Here is a 21694-nt window from a genome sequence, read left to right as displayed (position 1 = left end):
CAATAGAAAAAGGAGCATTAATCTCTTTTAAAGTTAATGAAAACAAGTAGGTTTATCAAAAAAATAATAAAGGTTGACGAAATTCAGATAAAAAAATTAATTTATAACAATCAAAAAATTACCACCAAAGGTTTTGATAATTTTATGTTGTGGATAGAGCTTGATACTGAGTTATATATTGATTCTATTTCACAATATACAGACCAATAATTTTCTAAATAAAATATACGACTCTTAGAGAGGAAAACGAATTTTAAGTGCAATTTAAAATTTTATAATTTGATTAAAAATCATCATCATTTTGTCATTCACAAACCATGGGGAATGATTTCTCAGTTTGTAAACCCTGCTAAACGCAAGAAAAGATTGTTAGGAGAATTGTTTAATTTTCCTAAGGGAACTATGGCAATTGGAAGATTAGATGTGCCTTCTGAGGGCTTACTTTTATTAACAACAGATGGTAAAGTATCTGAAGCAATTAGAAGTAGTAAATACGAAAAAGAATATTATGTTCAAGTAGATGGAATTATTACTGAAAACGAAATTCATCAACTTAAAAAAGGTGTAGAAATTGGTTTTAATGGAAAAAAATATCTAACAAAACCAGGGAAAGCTGCTATAATTAAAGATCCTAATTTTCCGTTAAGAAGTCAAAAAATTAGAGATGCTAGACATGGCCCAACAAGTTGGGTTTCTATTTGTATTAGAGAAGGAAAATTTAGACAAGTTAGAAAAATGACAGCTGCCGTGGGTTTTCCTACCTTACGATTAATAAGAGTTCGTATTGGAAAAATTGAATTAGGAAATTTAGAAGTTGGTGAAGTTCTAGAGGTAGATAGTTTAATGTAACAAATATTACCTTCTATATTTTTAATTCTATTTAATTTTGGAACTATGGATAATTCTAACACTACAATTTACATTGTTGCTGTCATAATTATTTTACACTTTTTGGTAGGTTTTGGGTATTTAATCTACAAAATGAATAAAAAAAGTGAAAAAAAATAAAAAGGTGGTTGTGATAATAAAATAGAAAATATTTATTAATCTAATTAAAATTCTCTATCCATTCTTATATGAGGTATTCCATCTTCTAAATACTCATCTCCTATTTGTTTAAATTGATGAGATTCGTAAAATTTTTGTAAATATTTTTGAGCAGAAATAGTAACTTCATCAACTTTAAAATATTTTTTTATGGTATCTATAGAAACTTTCATTATTTGATGTCCATAACCAAATTTTCTTTGGTTTGCAGCAACCACTACTCTACCAATACTTGCATTTTTAAAATAATCTCCAGGTTTAAAAATACGTGTGTAAGCAATAATTTTATCATTTTTTTTACCAAAAATATGGATTGCTTTTTGGTCTTTAAAATCAACATCTTGATACACGCAGTCTTGCTCAACCACAAAAACTTCAGAACGTAATTGTAGTATTTGATACAATTCTGTTGTGGTTAATTCTGAAAAGAATTTTGTTCTAAAATTCATAACTTTAAAAATAGATTCTTATCTCTACAGTAATGAAAGAAAAAATTACCCAGCACAAGAAATTTTATTTACTCTTGTAGCATGTCTTCCACCCTCGAATTCTGTATTTAAAAAAACGTCTACAAAACCAATTGCTTGTTGTAAAGACACAAAACGTGCAGGAATAGTTAAAACATTCGCATCATTATGTTGTCTTGTTAAAGCAACCAACTCTTTATTCCAACATAAAGCAGCTCTAATACCTTGGTGTTTGTTAGCAGTAATTTGTGCGCCATTTCCAGAACCACATAAAATAATACCTAATTCTGCTTTACCAGATTCTACAGCATCTGCTGTTGGATGTATTGCATCTGGATAATCCATAGAACTATTAGTATCTGTACCAAAATTTATTACAGAATGTCCTTTTTCTTCTAAATGTTTAATAATTTCGAACTTGTATTCAGTTCCTGCGTGATCGTTTCCTATGGCAATTGTCATTATTTATTTTTTAAATTTTACCATTACAAGAAAAATAATAAAGTATCTGTTCATAAATAAAAAGATTACTTCATTACATTCGTAATGACGAAGTTACATCAACAAAAATATAGAAATTTATGCTTATCAACAGTTATAAACAACGTTATTTTATACAATTTTAATAACTCTTTAATTTTTAAGTTTTTAGCGTTTTAAGAGAATGTTAAGAAGTTGTATTGAAAAACTCGTAAGTTTTTTTGGTGGGTAAAAAAATTATTACAATACAAGTAGTAAATTGATATACGCAACTTTTTTTATTGATTTTTGATAAAACTTTATCAACATAAAATTTACAATTTATTTACATAGAAAAGTAAAATAGTTATGAGTTAAAATAGGTTGATAGCTGTTTATAACTATTGTTAACAACTGTATTTTAAAGTTGATTTTTAAGGATTTAAATAACTTATAAATTGTCAGCTATTTTTAATAACTCATACATAAAAATAAAAGTTTAAAAATTTATAGTAACTATTCACATACTATTATAAACATCATATTTTTTTTAAAATTTTCTAAAAGAAAAATAATTATAATATAGAATGTTTATAAGTGTTTAAATTTTCTAGAAAAAGAAGATTAAAATAGAAAAGAAAGTAAAATAGTTATATACAAAGTTTTTACCTATGTTTGCATTAGTATTTCGAATCTTTAAAAAGACATCCTTCTCTATAATCGAAATATATTTCTAAATACTATTCTAATATCGTTTTATTACAATTGTATTTTAAATAAAGAATATTACTTATTTTTAGGTTTATAAAGTAGTACTTCCATAAGTAATAAAAATTCCATTTAAAAATTAACATACAATCAAAATACAAGCAAAGAATCATAACACTTAATTAATAAGATTCAACACAAATAATTGTATTTTGGGATCACTTTAAAAATACACTGTAGTATATGCCAAAAAAGAAGAAAATATATAAAAAGAAAGGTAAAATTATTAAAGATTTAACCAGAAATATCTTTAGAATTTTAAATGAAGATAGTAGTAAGTTTTATAATTACAAACAAATTGCTGGTAAATTAGGTATTTCTGATACTGATGGTAAAACTCAAATTTTAAAAAAATTAACAGAACTAACAGCAACTAAAAAAATAAAAGAAGTAGATAGAGGTAAGTTTCAAATAAACGAAGACCGTAAATACTCTATAGGAACTTTAGATATTACATCAAATGGAAATGGATATTTTATAACAGATGATTATGAAGATGATATTTTTATACCCAATGTTAATTTAGGAAAAGGATTGCATGGAGATGTGGTTAGAGCTTATATTTATCAGCGTAAAAGAAGTAAAAAAGTAGAAGCAGACATTGTAGAAGTTTTAGAACGCGCAAAAACGGAATTTGTTGGGGTTTTACAAAAAAATAAAAATTTTGGTTTTGTAATTCCAGATAATAACAAAATGTATGCAGATATTTTTATATCGCAAAATAAAATGAATGGTGCAGAACATGGAGATAAAGTACAAGCTACCATTTCTGATTGGCCAGAAAATTCTAAAAACCCATTTGGTAAAATCACCACAGTATTAGGAAAACCAGGAGATCATAATACAGAAATGCACTCCATTTTATTAGAATACGATTTACCCTACGAGTTTCCTGCAGAAGTAGAAAAAGATGCCGAAAATCTATCCATAGAAATTACTAAAGATGAAATTAGCAAACGTAGAGATATGCGTAAAGATTTAACTTTTACCATAGATCCTAAAGATGCTAAAGATTTTGATGATGCATTGTCTTTTACTAAGTTAGAAAATGGAAATTACGAAGTTGGTATTCACATTGCAGATGTTTCTCATTATTTACAACAAGACACTATTTTAGATCACGAAGCTTACGAACGTGCAACCTCTGTATATTTAGTAGATAGGGTAGTACCTATGTTACCAGAAATGTTATCTAATGGTGTTTGTTCTTTAAGGCCTAATGAAGAAAAATTAACTTTTTCTGCAGTTTTTGAAATTAATGAAAAAGCACAAATAGTAGGCGAGTGGTTTGGTAGAACAGTAACCTATTCAGACCAGCGTTTTGCATATGAAGAAGCACAATATTTAATAGAGCAGAATCAAGAAAACAAAAGCGTCACTTCGAGTGAATTTTCGAAGGATGAGAATATAAGTATCAAAAAGTCTTTTAAAAATACAATTCCTAATGATGTTTCTATAACAGGAGCTGCTTATAAAGTTTCTACAGAAATTGTAGAGGCTACTTTAAAATTAGATGAATTAGCAAAAAAATTACGTAAAAAACGTATGAAACAAGGTGCTATTTCTTTTGATAGAGTAGAAGTAAAGTTTCACTTAGATGAAGAAGCAAATCCTGTTGGAGTATTTTTTAAATCCTCTAAAGATGCTAATAAATTAATTGAAGAATTTATGTTATTAGCCAATAGAAAAGTAGCTGAATTTATAGGACAAAAACAAGGCAGACCTTCTGGTAAAACTTTTATTTATAGAGTTCATGATGAGCCAGATGTAGAAAAATTAGCTTCTTTACAGAATATTATTAGCAAATTTGGTTATAAAATTAATACAGATACAAAAGAAACCACATCAGACTCTTTAAATCAACTTTTAAGTGATGTACATGGTAAAGCAGAATCTAATATGATAGAAACTTTAACTATTAGAACCATGTCTAAAGCTGTTTATACAACCCAAAACATTGGTCATTATGGATTAGCTTTTAACTATTACAGTCATTTTACATCACCAATTAGACGTTATCCAGATGTAATGACACATAGATTATTACAGCATTATTTAGATGGTGGAAACAGCCCAAAAGCGCTTTCTTATGAAGAAAAATGTAAGCATTCTTCAAAAAGAGAGGAGTTAGCTAGTAAAGCTGAACGAGATTCTATAAAATACATGCAGGTAAAATACATGCAAGAACATAAAAATGAAATTTTTGAAGGGGTAATTACAGGTGTTACAGAATGGGGTATTTATGTTGAAATAAAACAAAATAAATGTGAAGGTATGGTTCGTATTAGAGATATAAAAAGCGATTATTATATTTTTGATGAAAAACAATATGCTATTGTAGGGCAATCTACCAAACAAATGTATCAACTAGGAGATGATGTAAGCGTTCAAGTAAAGAAAACAGATTTAGAACGCAAGCACTTAGATTTTAACTTAATTGAGGATTAATTAATATTTTAGTTATTCTTCTAACAAAAATAAAATATCATTTATATATTATGATTAATTGTTATAAAAAATATATTAGTATACGAGTTATAAAAGATAAAATATTATTAAATTAAATTACTAGAAAAACGCTAAAAATGAGATAAATTTTAACGTTATTTATGTAATAGAGAGCTAAAAAAATCGTTATAATTGGTATAATTATTAAAGTAATTATCAAATCAAATTTAAAAAAATGAAAAAACTTAATTTTATATTGCTGTTTTTTATTGGATTAACAGTTACTGCACAATCTACAGTAAATAAAAACTTAGGAGATTATAATATTCTAAAAGTTTATAATGGTATAGAAGTAGAGTTGATTAAAAGTACAGATCAAAAGTTAGAAATAACTGGAGAAAAGTCTGAAATGGTTAAAATTAAAAATGTAAATAATACATTAAAATTGTCTTTACCATTTTCTTTAACTCCTGCAGACAATGCAGCAGATGGTAAAATACTGGTAAAATTATATTATAATAGAGCTATTAATATTATAGACGCAAATGAAAGTGCAACTATAACAAGTAAAGATTTTTATCAAGATAAATTAGAGGTAAATGCACAAGAAAGAGCATTTATCAACCTAACCACAAAAACTAATTATTTAATTGTTAGAGCTTCTTCTGGTGGTATTGTAAAACTTTCTGGTACTGCAAAAAATCAAGAAATAGATGTAGATTTATATGGTATTTATCATGGTTTTAATTTACAAGTTGCTGGTAATTCTAATGTAAAATCAGGAACTGGAGCAAAAGCAGAAGTAAACCCAGGCGAAACTTTAAATGCTAAAGTTAGTTTTGGTGGTACTATTTTTTATAAAGGAAACCCAGAGGTTGTAAAAGATAAAAAATTAATTGGTGGTATTATAGAAAAAAGAAATTAACAGAAGAAATACAAAAGAGTTTGTATAACAACCTTTTTTGTATCTTTGTACTATTAAATTAAAGAAGAAATGTATAGTTTATCAATAGTATCGGGTTTTATTGGCGGTCCACAAGTAATTATTATATTAGTGGTTGTGTTATTACTTTTTGGAGGAAGAAAAATACCAGAGTTAATGAAAGGTTTAGGAAGTGGTATTAAAGAGTTTAAAAACGCTTCTAAAGATGATTCTGAAGAAAAAATTGAAGAGAAGAAATAGAATAGTTAACATATAAACGAAAAAAAAGCGCTATCATTTGATAGCACTTTTTTTTTTAATTTTACATTAATTTTCTTCCTTCTTTTTTGCGGTTTTCATAGCTTCTCCAATTTGGTTACTTGCTGTAAAACTTGCAACCATGTCATTTAACATTTGGCTACCTGCTTGTGGCGAATTTGGCAATAAAATTAAGTTACTATTAGTTTCTTGACCAATAGATTGTAAAGTATCATAATGTTGTGTTACAACAATCAATGCAGATGCTTCTTGAGAGTTAATACCAACCTTATTTAAAACTTCTACAGATTCTTCTAAACCGCGTGCAATTTCTCTACGTTGATCTGCAATACCTTGACCTTGTAAACGTTTACTTTCTGCTTCTGCTTTTGCTTTTTCTACAATTAAAATACGTTGTGCATCACCTTCATATTGTGCTGCTGTTTTTTCTCTATCTGCAGCATTAATTCTGTTCATTGCTGCTTTTACTTGTGCATCAGGATCTATATCTGTAACTAAGGTTTTAATAATATCATAACCATATTCCATCATAGCATCATTTAATTCAGATTTTACTGCAATAGCAATATCATCTTTCTTAACAAATACATCATCTAATTTCATTTTTGGTACTTCTGCCCTTACTACATCAAACACGTAAGATGTTATTTGATCATGAGGGTAATCTAATTTGTAAAAAGCATCATATACTTTGTCTTTTATCACTTTATATTGTACTGAAACCTTTAACTTTACAAAAACATCATCTAAAGTTTTGGTTTCTATAATAACATCTAACTGCTGTATTTTTAAACTTAATCTACCTGCAATTCTTTGTACTCCAGGTATTTTTAAATGAAAACCAGATTGACGAATACTTGTAAATTTACCAAACGTTTCTATAATTGCAGCTGTTTGTTGTTTTACAATAAAATAAGATGCGAAAATAATAATTGCAAGAACTACAATAATAATAATAATAGTAGGTGGCATAGTTAATTTTTTTAATGTTAATAATTAATACTGTATAAAGATACTGAAAAACAGCTGTTAATTATATTAATTGTAAAAAATAGGTATAATAAATTTTTTAAGAAAACTTTTAAGAACATGTACTTATAAAATAGCAACCATAATTTTATATCCATAAGAACGCATTTCTGCTTCGCTTAAATCAAATTCTGATTTCATGATAATTTCTGAATTGCATTTTCTATTCTGTTGATGGTTTCTTCTTTACCAATCATAGCTATAATATCAAATAGGTGAGGACCTGCTAACTTACCAACCAAAGAAAGTCGTAAAGGTTGCATTACCTTACCAAAACCAATTTCTTTATTGGTAATCCAAGTTTTAATATGTGTTTCTGTATTTTCTGATGAAAAATCTTCAATACTTTCTATTACATTAATTAATTCTGTCATTAACGAGCCAGTTTCTGGCTTCCAATTTTTTTTAGAAGCTTTTGCATCAAATTCTGTTGGCGATGTAAAAAAGAAAGCTGATAAACCCCAAAAATCATCTATAAAAATAGCTCTTTCTTTTATTAATGAAATTACCTTTTCAACGTAAGATTTTTCCGTTTTAATTCCTTTTTCCTCTAAAATAGGTAAGTATAAATTAGTTAAAGCTGTATTTGATTTTAGTTGCATGTATTGTTGCTGAAACCATTTCGTTTTATCTGGATTAAATTTAGCTCCAGATTTACTAACACGTTTTAAATCAAACTCTTGTATTAATTTTTCTAAAGAAAAAAGTTCTTGCTCTGTACCAGGATTCCACCCTAAAAAAGCTAACATATTTATAAATGCATCTACAAAATAACCATCTTCTTTATAACCTCTAGAGACATCTCCTGTTTTTTCATTTCTATACTTTAAAGGAAACACTGGAAACCCTAATTTATCTCCATCTCTTTTACTTAATTTACCTTTACCAACGGGTTTTAAAATTAAGGGTAAATGTGCAAATTTAGGAGCTTTCCAATCAAAAGCTCTGTATAATAAAACGTGTAATGGCATAGATGGTAACCATTCTTCACCACGAATTACATGAGAAATTTCCATTAAATGATCGTCGACAACATTTGCTAAATGATATGTTGGCATGCCATCACTTTTACATAAAATTTTGTCATCTAACGTGTTGGTATCTATGCTAATTTTACCTCTAATTTCATCTTCCATTTGTAAAATTTCGTCTTGTGGTGTTTTAAAACGAATTACAAATTTTTCACCAGCATTAATTTTTTGCTGCACTTCATCTTCAGACAACACCAACGAATTTATCAAACGGCCTTTTGCACGATTGTGCCAATTGTACATAAAGGTTTTACCTTCACTTTCGTGTTGTTTTCTATGTGCATCTAATTGCTCTGAAGTATCAAAAGCATAATATGCCCAACCTGTATTTATTAAAATATCTACATATTTTTTATAAATTTCTTTACGTTCAGATTGTCTATAAGGCCCAAATTTATCATCTGTTTTTGGTCCTTCATCAAAAGGAATGTTACACCATTGTAAAGCGTCAATTATATATTGTTCTGCGTTAGCTACATAACGTGTTTGGTCTGTATCTTCTATTCTTAACACAAAAGTACCTTGGTGTTTTTTAGCGAATAAATAATTATATAAAGCGGTTCTTACACCACCAATATGCAACGGTCCTGTTGGACTTGGCGCAAAACGAACACGAACATTTGATTCCATTTTTTGTTTTTTAAAGATTGCTTTTAACGGGTGCAAAGATAGTTTTTAATAAAAAAACGTACCACGAATTCACGAATTAAAAAAAAACAAAAAATATTGATTATGAATATAAAACATTGATTTTAAAAAAATCTCACAAGTTTTTAAAAACAGTGAATTCTAAATTTTATTATTTTATTTCTGAATTTGCTGCAATATATTTTAAAACGTATTAAAAATACCAAAACTAAATGCAGCTTTTTTAGGCACATTGTTTCCAAAAAAAGCACTACCAAAACCAGCTGTTATACCAATATCGTAAAACTGTAAAATTCCTTTTAAACCGTAAGCACCATATTCTTGATTATTTATGTATAAACCTGTTAATAAGTTATTTGAAGGTAAATTAACATTACCATCTTCAAAAGATTTTACAACGTCTATATAACCAATTAACCATATATTTTTTGATACTTTACCACCAAATTCGCCACCAATTTTAAAATTATTACTATAATTATTGGTTTTAATATCAAAACCAATTTGAGATTGAAAAAACGTTTTTCCAAAACTTTTACCTGCTAAAAGTTGAGGTGTAAATGTAAATGCATCATAACCTGTTCTAATTCCTGTGTTTTCGTCATAAGAACCCGTATTTATTTCAGAAATTAATTGGGCTGCTACCACCCAACCTTTGTTATACAGTTGATGTTTGATTCCTAAAGAAACGTTTCCAAATGAAGACTTTTCATTAGAAGATTCCGGACAAGGAGCTACCAAACAAGGGTTAACTATTTCTTTATTATCTATCGATTTAAAAGGGATATTAAAAACAAATGAGGTTTTGTTTGTAAAACCATATTCACCATAAATTTGATAAGTTTGATCTGTAATTGAGCCAGAAATAGTATAATCTGGATACCCAAAAAGCTCGCTATAATCTGAGATTGTTGTGTAAGATAAGTTGATAAACAAATCTCCTTTGTCTTTTGTCCAAGGGTTTTGTGCAACTATTAATATTGTAAAGAATAAAAATAGAATTGTAGTTAGTTTTTTCATAAAATTGTTTTTACTTTAGTTTAGTAGCCAATATCTACAATTGCTTACAAAGTCTTTTAACAAATTATTTGTTGGTTTTCCTATCAAAAATACTATTTTTATTAGTTGATTATGAATGGATTTGAAAAAATAGAAAAAAAACTACATCAGTTTACTAGAAAATACTACCTAAACGAACTAATTAAAGGAACAATCTTGTTTCTTTCCTTAGGCTTTTTATACTTATTTTTTACCCTTTTTTTAGAGTATTTTTTGTGGTTAAAACCCACAGCAAGAACCTTACTTTTTTGGATTTTTATTGTAGTTGAAGTTTTTCTACTAATTCGTTTTATAGCCATTCCAATTTTTAAGTTGATTGGTTTTAGAAAAGGGATTTCATTAGAGCAATCGTCTAAAATTATTGGAGCTCATTTTCCAAAAGTAGAAGACAAGTTGTTAAATGCTTTACAACTTAAAGAATACACCAATCAATCTGATTTGTTATTGGCAAGTATCAATCAAAAATCAGAAGAATTACAACCGATTCCGTTTGTAAAAGCTATTGATTTTACCCAAAATAAAAAGTATTTAAAGTATGCAATTGTTCCTATTTTAATATGGTTAACTACTTTATTTACAGGTAATAACGCTATTTTTAAAGATAGTTTAAAACGCGTTGTAAACCATAGAACTAAATACACACCACCAGCGCCATTTTATTTTAATCTAAACAATCAAAATTTACAAGTTATACAAGGCAAACCCATAACAGTTTCATTAAAGACGGTTGGTTCTGTATTGCCTTCAGATGCTAAAATTATTTATAATAATCAGCAATATTATTTGCAAAATAATGGAAACGGTTCTTTTTCTTACATGTTTTCTGATGTTCAAAAACCACTTACCTTTTTTGTAGAAGCTAACGGAGTGCAGTCTCAAGATTATCAAATTAATGTCATTAACACACCAACTATAAATAATATTTCTTTGCAATTAAAATATCCATATTATGTGGGTAAAAAGAATGAAACTATTCAGAACTCTGGTAACTTAATAGTACCTGAAGGCACAAAAATATCTTGGTTGGTAGCAACCCAACAAACAGATGAGGTTGTTTTTATAAATGAAGAGCAAAGAGAAGCATTTAAAAAGACAGATGACAACAATTTTAAATTTACAAAAAGCGTTAGAAAAGCGTTAGATTATCAAATAGCATCTTCAAATAAAAATTTAAAAGATTACGAGAATTTACAATTTTCTGTAAATGTAATAAAAGATGAAGCCCCAGAAATAACTGTACAATCTAATATAGATAGTATTTCTAGAGGTATTGCCCAGTTTGCTGGTCAAATTTCTGATGATTATGGTTTAAAAAAATTACAATTGGTTTATTATGATATGGATTCCCCAAATCAATTAAACACTTATATTTTACCAATATCTAGAGCTAATGTGCAAACTTTTTTCTATCAATTTCCTGAAGGATTAAATTTGATAAAAGGCACCAACTATGAAATGTATTTTGAGGTTTTTGATAATGATGCTGTAAACGGAAATAAAAAAGCAAAAAGTAAACTTTTTAATTTCCGACAAAAAACAGCAAACGAAATAGAGGAGGAGTTGCTACACGAACAAAGAAACATAATTAATAGTCTAGAAAATTCAATTCAAAAACAACAAAAACAAAGAGAAGAGTTAGATAAAATTCAACAAGATTTTCAGAACAAGAAAAAAATAAATTGGAATGATAAAAAGAAGGTTGAGAATTTTATAAAACGTCAAGAAAATTATAAAAAAATGATGCAGCGTCAAACCGATCAGTTGCAACAAAATTTAGACGAAAAGAAAGAAGAAAATATAAACCTACAAGAAAATAAAGAAGAATTAAATAAACGTATTGAAGAATTAAAAAAGCACGAAAGACAAGAAAAATTGTTGGAAGAAATTGCAAAAATGGCAGAAAAACTAAATAAAGAAGATTTAGTAAAAAAAGCCAAAGAATTAGCACAACAAAACAAACAACAACAGCGTAGTTTAGAACGAATGTTAGAATTAACAAAACGTTTTTATGTTGAGCAAAAAACAATGCAAATTGCCAATAAATTGGAAGCATTGGCAAAAAAACAAGAAGAGCTTGCAAAAAAGGAAGACACAACTGTTAGAGAGCAACAAGACATTCATAAAGAGTTTAACGATTTAAAGAAAGAACTGGAAGAATTGGCTAAAGACAACGAAAAGTTAAAAGAGCCAATGGAATTACCAGATGTAGATGATGAGAAAGACGCTATTGATGAGGAGCTAAAAAAATCGAAAGAAAACCTACAAAAACAAGATAAAAATTCTGCTAAAAAGAATCAGAATAACAGTGCTCAAAAAATGAAAGAAATGAGTGCTAAAATGCAAAAAGCTATGCAAGCCATGGAAGGTGAATCTATGGAAGAAAACATGGATGATTTGCGAAAAATACTAGAAAATTTAGTTACGTTTTCTTTTAAACAAGAAAACTTGATGAACAAGTTTAGCGATATTTCTACCATGCATCCAAATTTTGGTAAAGCTTTAAAAAAGCAAAATGATATTAGAACTTATTTTGAACATATAGACGATAGCTTGTATGTACTTTCCATGCGTTTGCCAAAAATTTCTGCTAAAATTCAAGACGATTTATCTACCACACATTACAATTTAGAACAATCTCTAGAAAACTTTTCTGAAAACAGATTTAATAATGGTCTTTCTAACCAACGTTATGTAATGACAGCCACTAATAATTTGGCTGATTATTTAAGTAATATTTTAAATAGCATGAAAAACTCTATGTCCATGAAAATGGGCAAAGGAAAAAAATCAGGAGAGTTTAGCTTGCCAGATATTATTAAAAAACAGCAAGACTTAACTGAGAAAATGAAAAATAGCAAAAAGAAAGGCGACAAAACAGGAAAGAAGCCTGGAGAAAAACCTGGACAAGGTAAAGAAGGTAAAAAACCCGGTGAAGATGGTAAAACTGGAAATTCTGGTAAAGGAGATAAGTCAAGTAAAAACGGAAAAGGAAAAGGAAAAGGAGAAGGGAAAGGTGAAGGTAAAAACAGTAATGGAGAAAATGATGATTTAGATGGTGAAATTTATGAAATTTACAAGCAACAATCTCAATTAAGGCAACAATTACAAGAGGCCATAAAAGAAGCTGAACAAAGAAATCCAAATGGAAATGGAGCTGCAAAAAGAGCTTTAAAAACCATGGAACAATTAGAGAATGAAATTTTAGAAAAAGGTTTTAATGCAACAACCATTCAAAAAATGCAAAATCTAAATTATCAACTTCTAAAATTAGACAAAGCAGCTCTAGAGCAAGGTAAAGACAACAAAAGAAAATCTACAGCAAATTTGAAAGAGCGTCAAAGATATAAAGTAAAGGCACTCGAATTTAAAAAGCAGTTTTACAATCAAATAGAAATATTAAACAGACAATCCTTACCTTTGCAACAAAATTATAAAATAAAGGTTCGAAAGTATTTTTCTGAACCAGAAAAAAAAGAATGATCACGTTTAATTACGAAACCAATTTTATTTTAGAAGACGAAGTATCTGTACAAAAATGGATTCATCAAATCATAACAAAACACAATTGTGAGTTAGGGGAGGTGAACTATATTTTTTGTGATGATGATTATTTGCACAAACTAAATGTAGAATTTTTAAATCATGATACGTTAACAGATATTATCAGTTTTGATAATTCTTTAGGAAAATTAATCAATGGCGATATTTACATTTCTGTAGAAAGAGTTGCTGATAATGCAACCGATTTTAAGGTTTCTTTTAACGAAGAATTACGCAGAGTAATGATACATGGTGTATTACATTACATTGGTTTTAAAGATAAGTCAGTAAAAGAGCAATTAGAAATGACGAAACAAGAAAATTTAGCTTTATCTTTAATTAAGTAATTGATAATCAATTAAATAAAATAAAAGTTTCACGTGGAACTATAGAATATGAGTTTATTTTCAACAACATTTGATGTTATAGTAGTTGGTGGTGGGCATGCAGGAAGTGAGGCTGCTGCTGCCGCTGCAAACATGGGTGCACATACTTTGTTAATTACAATGAATTTGCAAAATATTGCACAAATGAGTTGTAACCCTGCAATGGGTGGTATTGCAAAAGGACAAATTGTAAGAGAGATTGATGCTTTAGGAGGTTATAGTGGAATTGTTACAGATAAAACAGCAATCCAATTTAAGATGCTAAACAAATCTAAAGGACCTGCAATGTGGAGTCCAAGAGCACAATCTGATAGAATGCAGTTTGCAGAATGTTGGAGAACACTTTTAGAAGAAACCGAAAATTTAGACTTCTATCAAGATTCTGTAAATGGTTTAATGTTTGACGGTGATAAAATTGTAGGAGTAAAGACAGCTTTAGGTTTAGAAATAAAAGCAAAAACAGTTATTTTAACTGCAGGTACTTTTTTAAATGGTTTAATTCATATTGGTGATAAAAGTTTTGGTGGGGGTAGAGCAGGAGAAGGGGCTTCTACAGGAATTACAGAAGACCTTGTAAAAAAAGGTTTCGAATCTGGCAGAATGAAAACAGGAACACCACCAAGAGTAGATGGTAGATCTTTAGATTATTCTAAAATGATTGAACAACCAGGAGATCAAATCACAGAAAAATTTTCTTATTTACCTACAACATCTTCTTTAAAAAAACAGCGTTCTTGTTGGTTAACATATACCAATTTAGAGGTGCACGATTTACTTAGAGATGGTTTTGATCGTTCACCAATGTTTAATGGTAGAATACAATCTACCGGGCCAAGATACTGCCCTTCTATTGAAGATAAAATAGATCGATTTGCTACCAAAGAGCGTCATCAAATTTTTGTAGAACCAGAAGGGTGGACCACTTGTGAAATGTATGTAAATGGGTTTTCTACTTCATTACCAGAAGATATTCAAGACAAAGCAATTCGATCTGTAGCAGGTTTTGAAAATGTGAAGTTTTTTAGATATGGTTATGCTATCGAGTACGATTATTTTCCACCAACACAATTAACACATTCTTTAGAAACTAAGTTAATTGAAAACTTATTTTTCGCTGGACAAATAAATGGAACAACAGGTTATGAAGAAGCAGCTGCACAAGGTTTAATGGCAGGTGTAAATGCAGCGTTAAAAGTGCAAGAAAAAGATCCTTTTATTCTAAAAAGAAACGAAGCTTATATAGGTGTTTTAATAGACGATTTAATCACAAAAGGTACAGAAGAGCCTTACAGGATGTTTACTTCAAGAGCAGAATATAGAACTTTATTAAGGCAAGATAATGCCGACTTAAGATTAACTCCAAGAGGTTTTAAAATTGGTTTAACGTCTAAAGAACGTTTAGATAGAGTTATAGAAAAGCAAGAAAAAACCGATTTGTTAATTAAGTTTTTAAATGAAACTAGTGTAAAGCAAGAAGAGATAAATCCTATTTTAGAAGCTAAAAATTTAGCCCTGGTAAAACAATCTATGAAACTTTTTAAGATTGCTGCAAGACCACAATTAAATTTTTTAGATTTTAAAAACATTGAAAAATTAAACACATTTATTGCGGAGCATCATATAGATAATGAGATTATCGAGCAAGCTGAAATTCATTTAAAATATTCTGGTTATATAGAAAAAGAAAAGAACAACGCAGACAAGTTAAACAGGTTAGAAAATGTAATTATTCCTTCTAGTTTTAAGTACGATAAAGTGAAATCTCTTTCTTATGAGGCTAGAGAAAAGTTGAATAAAATTAAGCCAACCTCAATATCTCAAGCAAGCAGAATTAGTGGAGTTTCACCAAGTGATATTTCTGTTTTGTTAGTCTATATGGGTAGGTAAAAAAATAAAAAATTGCTAAGTGTTCCTCGTGGAACAATTTGTATAAAAAGTAAAAAATGGAGATTGAAAAAAAACTCTACACCAATTTAAAACCCTTTTTAACTTGTAAAGATTATACAGTTTCTGGTAAAAAATTTCAGGTAAAAATTAACGAAGATTATCAGATGTTGGTAACAACACCTGTCCCAGAAAATTTAGAAAATTATTATGAAAGCGAAAATTATATTTCGCATACTGATAGCAAAAAAACAGTGTTAGATAAAGTTTATCAAAAAGTAAAAAATGTTGCTTTACAACAAAAATTAAAATTGATAAACTCATTTGATACGCCAGAAAAAAATGTATTAGATGTTGGAGCTGGAACAGGAGATTTTTTAAAACATTGTAGCAATAATAATTGGAATGTTTTAGGAGTAGAACCTAGTTTGAAAGCAAGAGATATTGCCCACAAAAAAGGCATTTATTTAAAAGATAATCTTTACAAAATAGAGAACACAAGTTTTGATGTAATTACTCTGTGGCATGTTTTAGAACATGTAAAAGATTTAAAAACTTACATTAAAAAATTAAAAGCACTTTTAAAGGAAGATGGCTATTTGGTAATTGCTGTTCCTAATTATAAAAGTTACGATGCTAAATTGTATAAAGAACATTGGGCTGCTTTTGATGTTCCAAGACACCTTTGGCATTTCTCTCAAAAAGCCATACAAAAGTTATTTACAGAAGTTCAAATGGAAGTTGTGCAAACCAAACCAATGAAGTTTGATGCGTACTATGTTTCTCTTTTAAGTGAAAAATACAAGAGCCAAAAAATGAATCCAATAAAAGCTCTTTATAACGGGTTTAGATCTAATCTTAAGGCAAAACAAAATTCTGAATACTCCTCTTTGATTTACGTGATAAAAAACCGATAATTTAGATTTTAAGACGCTTTTATGGTTTTTAAGCTATAATTCTATAGAAATACCTTACTAAAAATAAAAACACCTTTAAAAGCTTTTTTTTAAAGGTATTTTTAATAAACATTGGTTATGGTTTATTTAAAGTATATAGTTTTTAGTTATTTTGTTTCGATATCAAATAAACAGCGTATAAAATTGACATTTAAAAATATTGTAACTCCAAAATTTTTTTATTAACGTTCTTCAATTTAAAAAAATTAAAGTGATAGTAGAGGGTTTATTTCCGAACAAAGTAATTTTTCCGATTTTAAATTTCCACCTCTTTTATGTATTATTAGTTGAAATTTAATTTATTCAACTACCTCATCTTTAAGTAATCAAAGTTCTATTTTACTTAGAATAGTTTTTTTTTCTTGGCATATTTCTATTAAAAGTATGATCATAATTATTTGTAAAAAACCTAAACGTTTTTGTATCAAGCTCTTCTTACTTTTAGGTCTTCAGATTTAAACAACAATCAGCCAATTCCTATAAATCATTTTCAACTTTTTTATTTTTTGATGTTGTTTTCATACACAGTTATCCATTCTTTTACAGACAATTTTTTGCATAATGCTGCAATTAATTCATAGGGAATATCATCAACCTTTTTAAAACGGATACAACTTTTACCCATGTCTAATTTTCTAGAACTAAATTTTGGATACTCATTTACAAACCAATCATGTATTTCTGGAACAGCGTACAAACCCATATGATAAAGGTTTACAGAACTTTTCTGCGAAGCAAAACTCATAAAAGGCAAAGGTTCTTTTGGGTTGCAATGGTAACCTTCTGGATATATTTCATGTGGAACATAATAAGCAATCATTCTATATTGAACCCCTTCTTCAAATCCTTTTGGTAGGTTTTGGCTGATGGTTTCTCGTAATTTTTTAATTACAATTTGTCTTTCTTTTGGAGCTTGGTGAATGTAATCTTCTAGAGAATTTGCTTTGTTTTGCATAACAGTTGTTTTTTAAGACAACAAGTTAACAAAATTTTGCCTTTATTTTATCTATAATGGTTTGTGCTAACTTTTCTTTACTTTCTATTGTCCAACCTGCCACATGTGGCGATAAAATTACGTTTTCTGTATCTATTAAATATTGAAAAGCTTCTGGCATTTTAACGTCAGAAAATAGGTTTTCAAAAGATGATTTTTCATATTCTAAAACATCTAATCCAGCTCCTAAAATTTTACCAGATTGCAAACCAGCTACTAAATCTTTAGTAACTACTGCAGAACCACGTGCAGTATTAATCAACCAAAAATTCTTTTTAAAACTATTGATAAAATTGGCATTTATCATATTTTTTGTGAGGTCTGTTTGTGGTGTGTGCAAGCTTAAAATGTCTGATTTTTCTTGTAATTCTTTAAGAGAAACTTGTGTGCAATTTTCATCACCAACATTATTTTTTAAATCATAACAAAGTACTTTTACATCAAAACCACGTAGTTTTTTAGCAAAAGATTTCCCCATATTTCCATAGCCAATCAAACCAACGGTTTTTCCATCTAGTTCAATTCCACGATTTTCTTCACGCAACCATTTTCCGTTCCTAACTTCTTTATCGGCTTTGTTTAGTTTATTAAATAACGATAAAAGCATGGCTAAACTATGTTCGCCAACAGCATTTCTATTCCCTTCTGGAGCCGCAATTAATTCGATGTTTTTAGTTCTTGCGTAATCGCAATCGATGTTTTCTAAACCAGCACCCACTCTACCAATAAATTTTAGGTTTTTAGCTTTGTCTAAAAAGTGTTTGTCAATAGAAAATCGACTTCTAATAATAAAACCATCATACAAATGAATTTTTCCTTCAATTTCTTCTTTAGAAGATGTGTAATCTTCCTCATTAGTAAACCCTAAATCGTTTAATTGATTGAGCATTAATGGATGGTTGGTATCTAGATGTAGTATTTTCAAAATTTCGCTTTTTGGATTTATCGGACAATATAGATAACTAAATTTTTAGAAAGGAGACGAATTTCGACATCCTTTTAATGATTTGATTTAGAGTATTGTTAAGTTTATCAAATTCATAAGAACCTAGGAGTCTAAATTAATACTGCTCCTTTTCATTAGGAAAATCACCACTTTTTACATCAGTAATATAATTTTCAAAAGCGCCTGTCATATCTTTAAATAAATCTAAATATCTACGTAAAAAACGCGGATTGAATTCGTGTGTCATACCAATCATATCATGCGTAACTAAAACCTGACCATCTACACCATTTCCAGCACCAATACCAATAACAGGTATGGTTAAAGCATCTGCAACTTTTTTAGCCAATTTTGCAGGCACTTTTTCTAAAACCAAGGCAAAACAACCAAGTCTTTCTAACATTAAGGCATCATCCATTAATTTTTCTGCCTCTTCTTCTTCTTTTGCTCTTACAGTATACGTACCAAATTTATAAATAGATTGTGGTGTTAAACCCAAGTGCCCCATTACAGGAATACCTGCATTTAAAATTCGTTTTATAGAATCTTTTATTTCTTTACCACCTTCTAATTTTATCGAATGCCCGCCAGATTCTTTCATAATTCTAATAGCAGAACGTAAAGCTTCTTTTGGGTCAGATTGATAACTACCAAAGGGCAAATCTACTACCACCAAACAACGTTCTATACCTCTAACAACAGAGCTTGCGTGGTAGATCATTTGATCTAACGTAATTGGTAATGTTGTTTCATGACCTGCCATTACATTAGAGGCAGAATCGCCCACTAATAATACATCGATACCTGCACTATCTAAAATCTTTGCCATGGTATAATCGTAAGCAGTTAGCATAGAGATTTTTTCTCCATTTGCTTTCATTTCTACCAAAGATTTTACAGTTATACGTTTATATTGTTTATTAGCTACAGACATATATTTTATTTTAAAGTGGTAAAAGTAAGAAAAAGCTATAGATTTCTTGTTATGTGTATTTTTTTGCCATTTATCTTAAAAACCCCAACTCTAAAATTAATTTAGTAGCTTTAACCACTTTAAAATAAACGGACTATGTTTAAAAAAATGGATTGTATTGTTTTTTTGTTTGTTGATAACCAATCTACACGCACAAAAAAACAAAGAAGAATTAGCAATAAAAAAAGTAATTGGCACCTTTTTTAAAGGTTTACACCAAGGTGATAGCACTCTGATGCAAACCACACTTCATAAAGATATTAAAATACAAACCACCTCAATAAACAAAGAGGGCACAAGTACTTTAAAAAATGAAAGCAGACTAAAATTATTAACCTCGGTTGCTAATAAAAAACCAGAACATGTGTATTTAGAAAAGCTACTTGCCTATCAAATTAATGTTGATACAAATTTAGCTTCTGTTTGGACACCTTACGAGTTTTATTTCAATGGAAAGTTTAGCCATTGTGGAGCCAACTCATTTCAGCTTTTTAAAGAAGATAATCAATGGAAAATTATTTTTTTGGTAGACATTAGAAGAAGAGAAAATTGCAAAGCTTTAAAAGAAATGAATTAAATTTTTTAGAAGATAAAATTCAACGGAACTTGTAAGTATAAGTTCCGTTTTTTTGTAATTTTGATTTTCTGTTGCGGTTTTTTACGTACATATTAGTTTTAAAAATAGAATAAATTAAATCAGATGCACTTTTTACCAGAAAAAATAGATACTTACGTTGTTGCACATACCCAAGGTGAACCGAAAATTTTGCAAGAATTAACTAGAGAAACGTGGCAAAAAGTACTAAACCCAAGAATGTTAAGTGGAGCTTTTCAAGGTAGAGTTTTGTCGATGATTACAAAGCTTACTTCTCCAAAAAACATTTTAGAAATTGGCACTTATACAGGTTATTCAGCACTTTGTATGGCAGAAGGTTTGGCAAAAGAGGGTACTATTTTTACTATTGATAAAAACGAAGAATTAGAAACACTACAAAACAAATACTTTAAAAAATCTGGCTATCAAAAACAGATAAAACAGTTTGTTGGAAATGCACTTGAAATTATTCCAACCCTTCATAAAAAGTTTGATTTGGTCTTTATAGATGCAGACAAATCTAATTATATGAATTACTTTCATTTAATTATCGATAAAATGAATTCTGGAGGTATTATTTTGTCTGATAATGTACTTTGGAGTGGAAAAGTGGTAGAAGAGTTAGACCCTAAAGATAAAGACACCAAAGTGCTTTTAGAGTATAATCAACTATTAAATACAGATGATAGAATAGAAACAGTTTTACTACCTATTAGAGATGGCTTAACCATTAGTAGAGTAAAATAAAAGTTTTAAAATTGTCTTTTTATAGGGCCAGTTAAGTCGTCTATATCGTCTTTAACAGCATTAATTTCTTTATTGATGTCTTGGGCAACATCAGTATCTATTTTTGTTTTCTCAGAGCTATCTTTTATTTCTTTTTTAATATCGTTTGTAGCGTCTTTTACCTGACGCATTCCTTTACCCAAACCTCTAGCAATTTCAGGGATTTTATCTGCACCAAAAACCATTACCACAATTAACATGATAACCATAATTTCTGGACCGCTAATAAAAAAGAATATTATATTCATACGACAAAGATAATGAGTTATTTTAATAAATAGAATAAACTATTATTCTTTAACGTTGCTTTCTTTTTTTAGTAAATAATAAGGTTCAACAATAGCTAAAATTTCTTTTGCTAGCTTTTTCATTTTTTAAACCTTCTTTTTTTGTGTAAAAAACACTAAAATGTAAAGTGCTGATTATCATTTATTTAAAAACTTCGTATCCCTGAATTCAGGGATAAATATCCCTGGA

General features: G+C 28.7%; 20 protein-coding genes. 11 read left to right on the top strand and 9 right to left on the bottom strand.

Translation table 11 applies throughout. The features are described from left to right. The first annotated feature begins 36 nt into the window (after window positions 1-36). Window positions 37-210 (top strand): hypothetical protein, encoded by a 174-nt coding sequence (locus Q0662_RS09435; protein ID WP_298949122.1) that lies wholly within the window; start codon window positions 37-39, stop codon window positions 208-210. A 72-nt stretch (window positions 211-282) separates the two neighbouring features. Further along, window positions 283-849 carry a pseudouridine synthase gene (locus Q0662_RS09430; RefSeq protein ID WP_298949163.1) on the top strand — a complete coding sequence of 189 codons (567 nt, stop codon included), beginning with the start codon at window positions 283-285 and terminating at the stop codon, window positions 847-849. A gap of 203 nt (window positions 850-1052) precedes the next feature. Here the strand turns inward: Q0662_RS09430 and Q0662_RS09425 are convergent, their stop codons facing one another. After that, window positions 1053-1496 carry a GNAT family N-acetyltransferase gene (locus Q0662_RS09425; RefSeq protein ID WP_298949121.1) on the bottom strand — a complete coding sequence of 148 codons (444 nt, stop codon included), beginning with the start codon at window positions 1494-1496 and terminating at the stop codon, window positions 1053-1055. Window positions 1497-1541: 45 nt separating this feature from the next. Further along, window positions 1542-1976: a ribose 5-phosphate isomerase B gene (rpiB, locus tag Q0662_RS09420; RefSeq protein ID WP_298949119.1), complete on the bottom strand. Its 435-nt coding sequence runs from the start codon at window positions 1974-1976 to the stop codon at window positions 1542-1544. A 948-nt stretch (window positions 1977-2924) separates the two neighbouring features. Between rpiB and Q0662_RS09415 the strand changes: the two genes are divergently transcribed. From Q0662_RS09415 to tatA, 3 genes are all read left to right on the top strand, one after another. After that, window positions 2925-5189 (top strand): RNB domain-containing ribonuclease, encoded by a 2265-nt coding sequence (locus tag Q0662_RS09415; protein ID WP_298949117.1) that lies wholly within the window; start codon window positions 2925-2927, stop codon window positions 5187-5189. A gap of 235 nt (window positions 5190-5424) precedes the next feature. Beyond that, entirely contained in the window at window positions 5425-6114 is a 690-nt protein-coding gene (locus tag Q0662_RS09410) for a head GIN domain-containing protein (protein ID WP_298949115.1), read from the top strand. Between the two features lie 69 nt (window positions 6115-6183). Beyond that, window positions 6184-6372, top strand: coding sequence for a twin-arginine translocase TatA/TatE family subunit (tatA, locus tag Q0662_RS09405; protein ID WP_298949113.1), 189 nt, complete (start codon window positions 6184-6186; stop codon window positions 6370-6372). Between the two features lie 66 nt (window positions 6373-6438). On the opposite strand, the gene Q0662_RS09400 is transcribed toward tatA, so the two are convergent. The 3 genes from Q0662_RS09400 to Q0662_RS09390 all read right to left on the bottom strand — a co-directional run bounded on the left by Q0662_RS09400 (window position 6439) and on the right by Q0662_RS09390 (window position 10118). Continuing rightward, window positions 6439-7362, bottom strand: a complete 924-nt coding sequence (locus Q0662_RS09400) for an SPFH domain-containing protein (protein WP_298949111.1) — start codon at window positions 7360-7362, stop codon at window positions 6439-6441. 194 nt (window positions 7363-7556) lie between these two features. Continuing rightward, window positions 7557-9080, bottom strand: a complete 1524-nt coding sequence (gene gltX, locus Q0662_RS09395) for a glutamate--tRNA ligase (RefSeq protein ID WP_298949110.1) — start codon at window positions 9078-9080, stop codon at window positions 7557-7559. 201 nt (window positions 9081-9281) lie between these two features. Beyond that, the gene (locus tag Q0662_RS09390; RefSeq protein ID WP_298949108.1) at window positions 9282-10118 is read right to left on the bottom strand and encodes a hypothetical protein; all 837 of its coding nucleotides are present in this window, start codon (window positions 10116-10118) and stop codon (window positions 9282-9284) included. A gap of 111 nt (window positions 10119-10229) precedes the next feature. Here Q0662_RS09390 and Q0662_RS09385 point away from each other — a divergent pair, with 111 nt between their 5' ends. Genes Q0662_RS09385 through Q0662_RS09370 form a run of 4 tightly spaced genes read left to right on the top strand, consistent with a single transcriptional unit; the run spans window position 10230 to window position 16884 of the window. Next, the gene (locus tag Q0662_RS09385) at window positions 10230-13637 is read left to right on the top strand and encodes a DUF4175 family protein (protein WP_298949107.1); all 3408 of its coding nucleotides are present in this window, start codon (window positions 10230-10232) and stop codon (window positions 13635-13637) included. Then, window positions 13634-14044, top strand: coding sequence for an rRNA maturation RNase YbeY (gene ybeY, locus Q0662_RS09380; RefSeq protein ID WP_298949106.1), 411 nt, complete (start codon window positions 13634-13636; stop codon window positions 14042-14044). Before Q0662_RS09385 ends, ybeY begins: the two co-directional genes overlap by 4 nt. 48 nt (window positions 14045-14092) lie before the next feature. Beyond that, window positions 14093-15970, top strand: a complete 1878-nt coding sequence (gene mnmG, locus Q0662_RS09375; RefSeq protein ID WP_298949105.1) for a tRNA uridine-5-carboxymethylaminomethyl(34) synthesis enzyme MnmG — start codon at window positions 14093-14095, stop codon at window positions 15968-15970. Window positions 15971-16026: 56 nt separating this feature from the next. Next, window positions 16027-16884: a class I SAM-dependent methyltransferase gene (locus Q0662_RS09370; protein WP_298949103.1), complete on the top strand. Its 858-nt coding sequence runs from the start codon at window positions 16027-16029 to the stop codon at window positions 16882-16884. A 538-nt stretch (window positions 16885-17422) separates the two neighbouring features. Here the strand turns inward: Q0662_RS09370 and Q0662_RS09365 are convergent. The 3 genes from Q0662_RS09365 to panB all read right to left on the bottom strand — a co-directional run bounded on the left by Q0662_RS09365 (window position 17423) and on the right by panB (window position 19797). Then, complete coding sequence (locus Q0662_RS09365) at window positions 17423-17878, bottom strand: DUF1801 domain-containing protein (RefSeq protein ID WP_298949101.1); 456 nt, start codon at window positions 17876-17878, stop codon at window positions 17423-17425. A 25-nt stretch (window positions 17879-17903) separates the two neighbouring features. Then, a complete protein-coding gene (locus Q0662_RS09360) occupies window positions 17904-18842 on the bottom strand; it encodes a 2-hydroxyacid dehydrogenase (RefSeq protein ID WP_298949099.1) in 939 nt (312 codons plus the stop codon). Between the two features lie 136 nt (window positions 18843-18978). Further along, window positions 18979-19797: a 3-methyl-2-oxobutanoate hydroxymethyltransferase gene (panB, locus tag Q0662_RS09355; protein WP_298949097.1), complete on the bottom strand. Its 819-nt coding sequence runs from the start codon at window positions 19795-19797 to the stop codon at window positions 18979-18981. Between the two features lie 172 nt (window positions 19798-19969). On the opposite strand from panB, the gene Q0662_RS09350 reads away from it, so the two are divergent. Next, a complete protein-coding gene (locus Q0662_RS09350) occupies window positions 19970-20413 on the top strand; it encodes a nuclear transport factor 2 family protein (RefSeq protein WP_298949095.1) in 444 nt (147 codons plus the stop codon). 123 nt (window positions 20414-20536) lie between these two features. Next, entirely contained in the window at window positions 20537-21178 is a 642-nt protein-coding gene (locus Q0662_RS09345; protein ID WP_298949093.1) for an O-methyltransferase, read from the top strand. Between the two features lie 5 nt (window positions 21179-21183). Here the strand turns inward: Q0662_RS09345 and Q0662_RS09340 are convergent, their stop codons facing one another. Next, window positions 21184-21465, bottom strand: a complete 282-nt coding sequence (locus Q0662_RS09340) for a twin-arginine translocase TatA/TatE family subunit (RefSeq protein ID WP_298949091.1) — start codon at window positions 21463-21465, stop codon at window positions 21184-21186. Window positions 21466-21694 lie beyond the last annotated feature (229 nt).

The sequence above is a fragment of the uncultured Polaribacter sp. genome, from assembly GCF_947503855.1.
Classification (GTDB): domain Bacteria; phylum Bacteroidota; class Bacteroidia; order Flavobacteriales; family Flavobacteriaceae; genus Polaribacter.
This window is presented reverse-complemented; position numbering and strand designations above follow the sequence as displayed.

Bases quoted from the DNA above. Each gene is read 5' to 3' on its own strand.
- Q0662_RS09435 (WP_298949122.1), top strand. From the start codon at position 37: ATGAAAACAAGTAGGTTTATCAAAAAAATAATAAAGGTTGACGAAATT.
- Q0662_RS09425 (WP_298949121.1), bottom strand. From the start codon at position 1,496: ATGAATTTTAGAACAAAATTCTTTTCAGAATTAACCACAACAGAATTG.
- rpiB (WP_298949119.1), bottom strand. From the start codon at position 1,976: ATGACAATTGCCATAGGAAACGATCACGCAGGAACTGAATACAAGTTC.
- Q0662_RS09415 (WP_298949117.1), top strand. From the start codon at position 2,925: ATGCCAAAAAAGAAGAAAATATATAAAAAGAAAGGTAAAATTATTAAA.
- Q0662_RS09410 (WP_298949115.1), top strand. From the start codon at position 5,425: ATGAAAAAACTTAATTTTATATTGCTGTTTTTTATTGGATTAACAGTT.
- tatA (WP_298949113.1), top strand. From the start codon at position 6,184: ATGTATAGTTTATCAATAGTATCGGGTTTTATTGGCGGTCCACAAGTA.
- Q0662_RS09400 (WP_298949111.1), bottom strand. From the start codon at position 7,362: ATGCCACCTACTATTATTATTATTATTGTAGTTCTTGCAATTATTATT.
- gltX (WP_298949110.1), bottom strand. From the start codon at position 9,080: ATGGAATCAAATGTTCGTGTTCGTTTTGCGCCAAGTCCAACAGGACCG.
- Q0662_RS09390 (WP_298949108.1), bottom strand. From the start codon at position 10,118: ATGAAAAAACTAACTACAATTCTATTTTTATTCTTTACAATATTAATA.
- Q0662_RS09385 (WP_298949107.1), top strand. From the start codon at position 10,230: ATGAATGGATTTGAAAAAATAGAAAAAAAACTACATCAGTTTACTAGA.
- ybeY (WP_298949106.1), top strand. From the start codon at position 13,634: ATGATCACGTTTAATTACGAAACCAATTTTATTTTAGAAGACGAAGTA.
- mnmG (WP_298949105.1), top strand. From the start codon at position 14,093: ATGAGTTTATTTTCAACAACATTTGATGTTATAGTAGTTGGTGGTGGG.
- Q0662_RS09370 (WP_298949103.1), top strand. From the start codon at position 16,027: ATGGAGATTGAAAAAAAACTCTACACCAATTTAAAACCCTTTTTAACT.
- Q0662_RS09365 (WP_298949101.1), bottom strand. From the start codon at position 17,878: ATGCAAAACAAAGCAAATTCTCTAGAAGATTACATTCACCAAGCTCCA.
- panB (WP_298949097.1), bottom strand. From the start codon at position 19,797: ATGTCTGTAGCTAATAAACAATATAAACGTATAACTGTAAAATCTTTG.
- Q0662_RS09345 (WP_298949093.1), top strand. From the start codon at position 20,537: ATGCACTTTTTACCAGAAAAAATAGATACTTACGTTGTTGCACATACC.
- Q0662_RS09340 (WP_298949091.1), bottom strand. From the start codon at position 21,465: ATGAATATAATATTCTTTTTTATTAGCGGTCCAGAAATTATGGTTATC.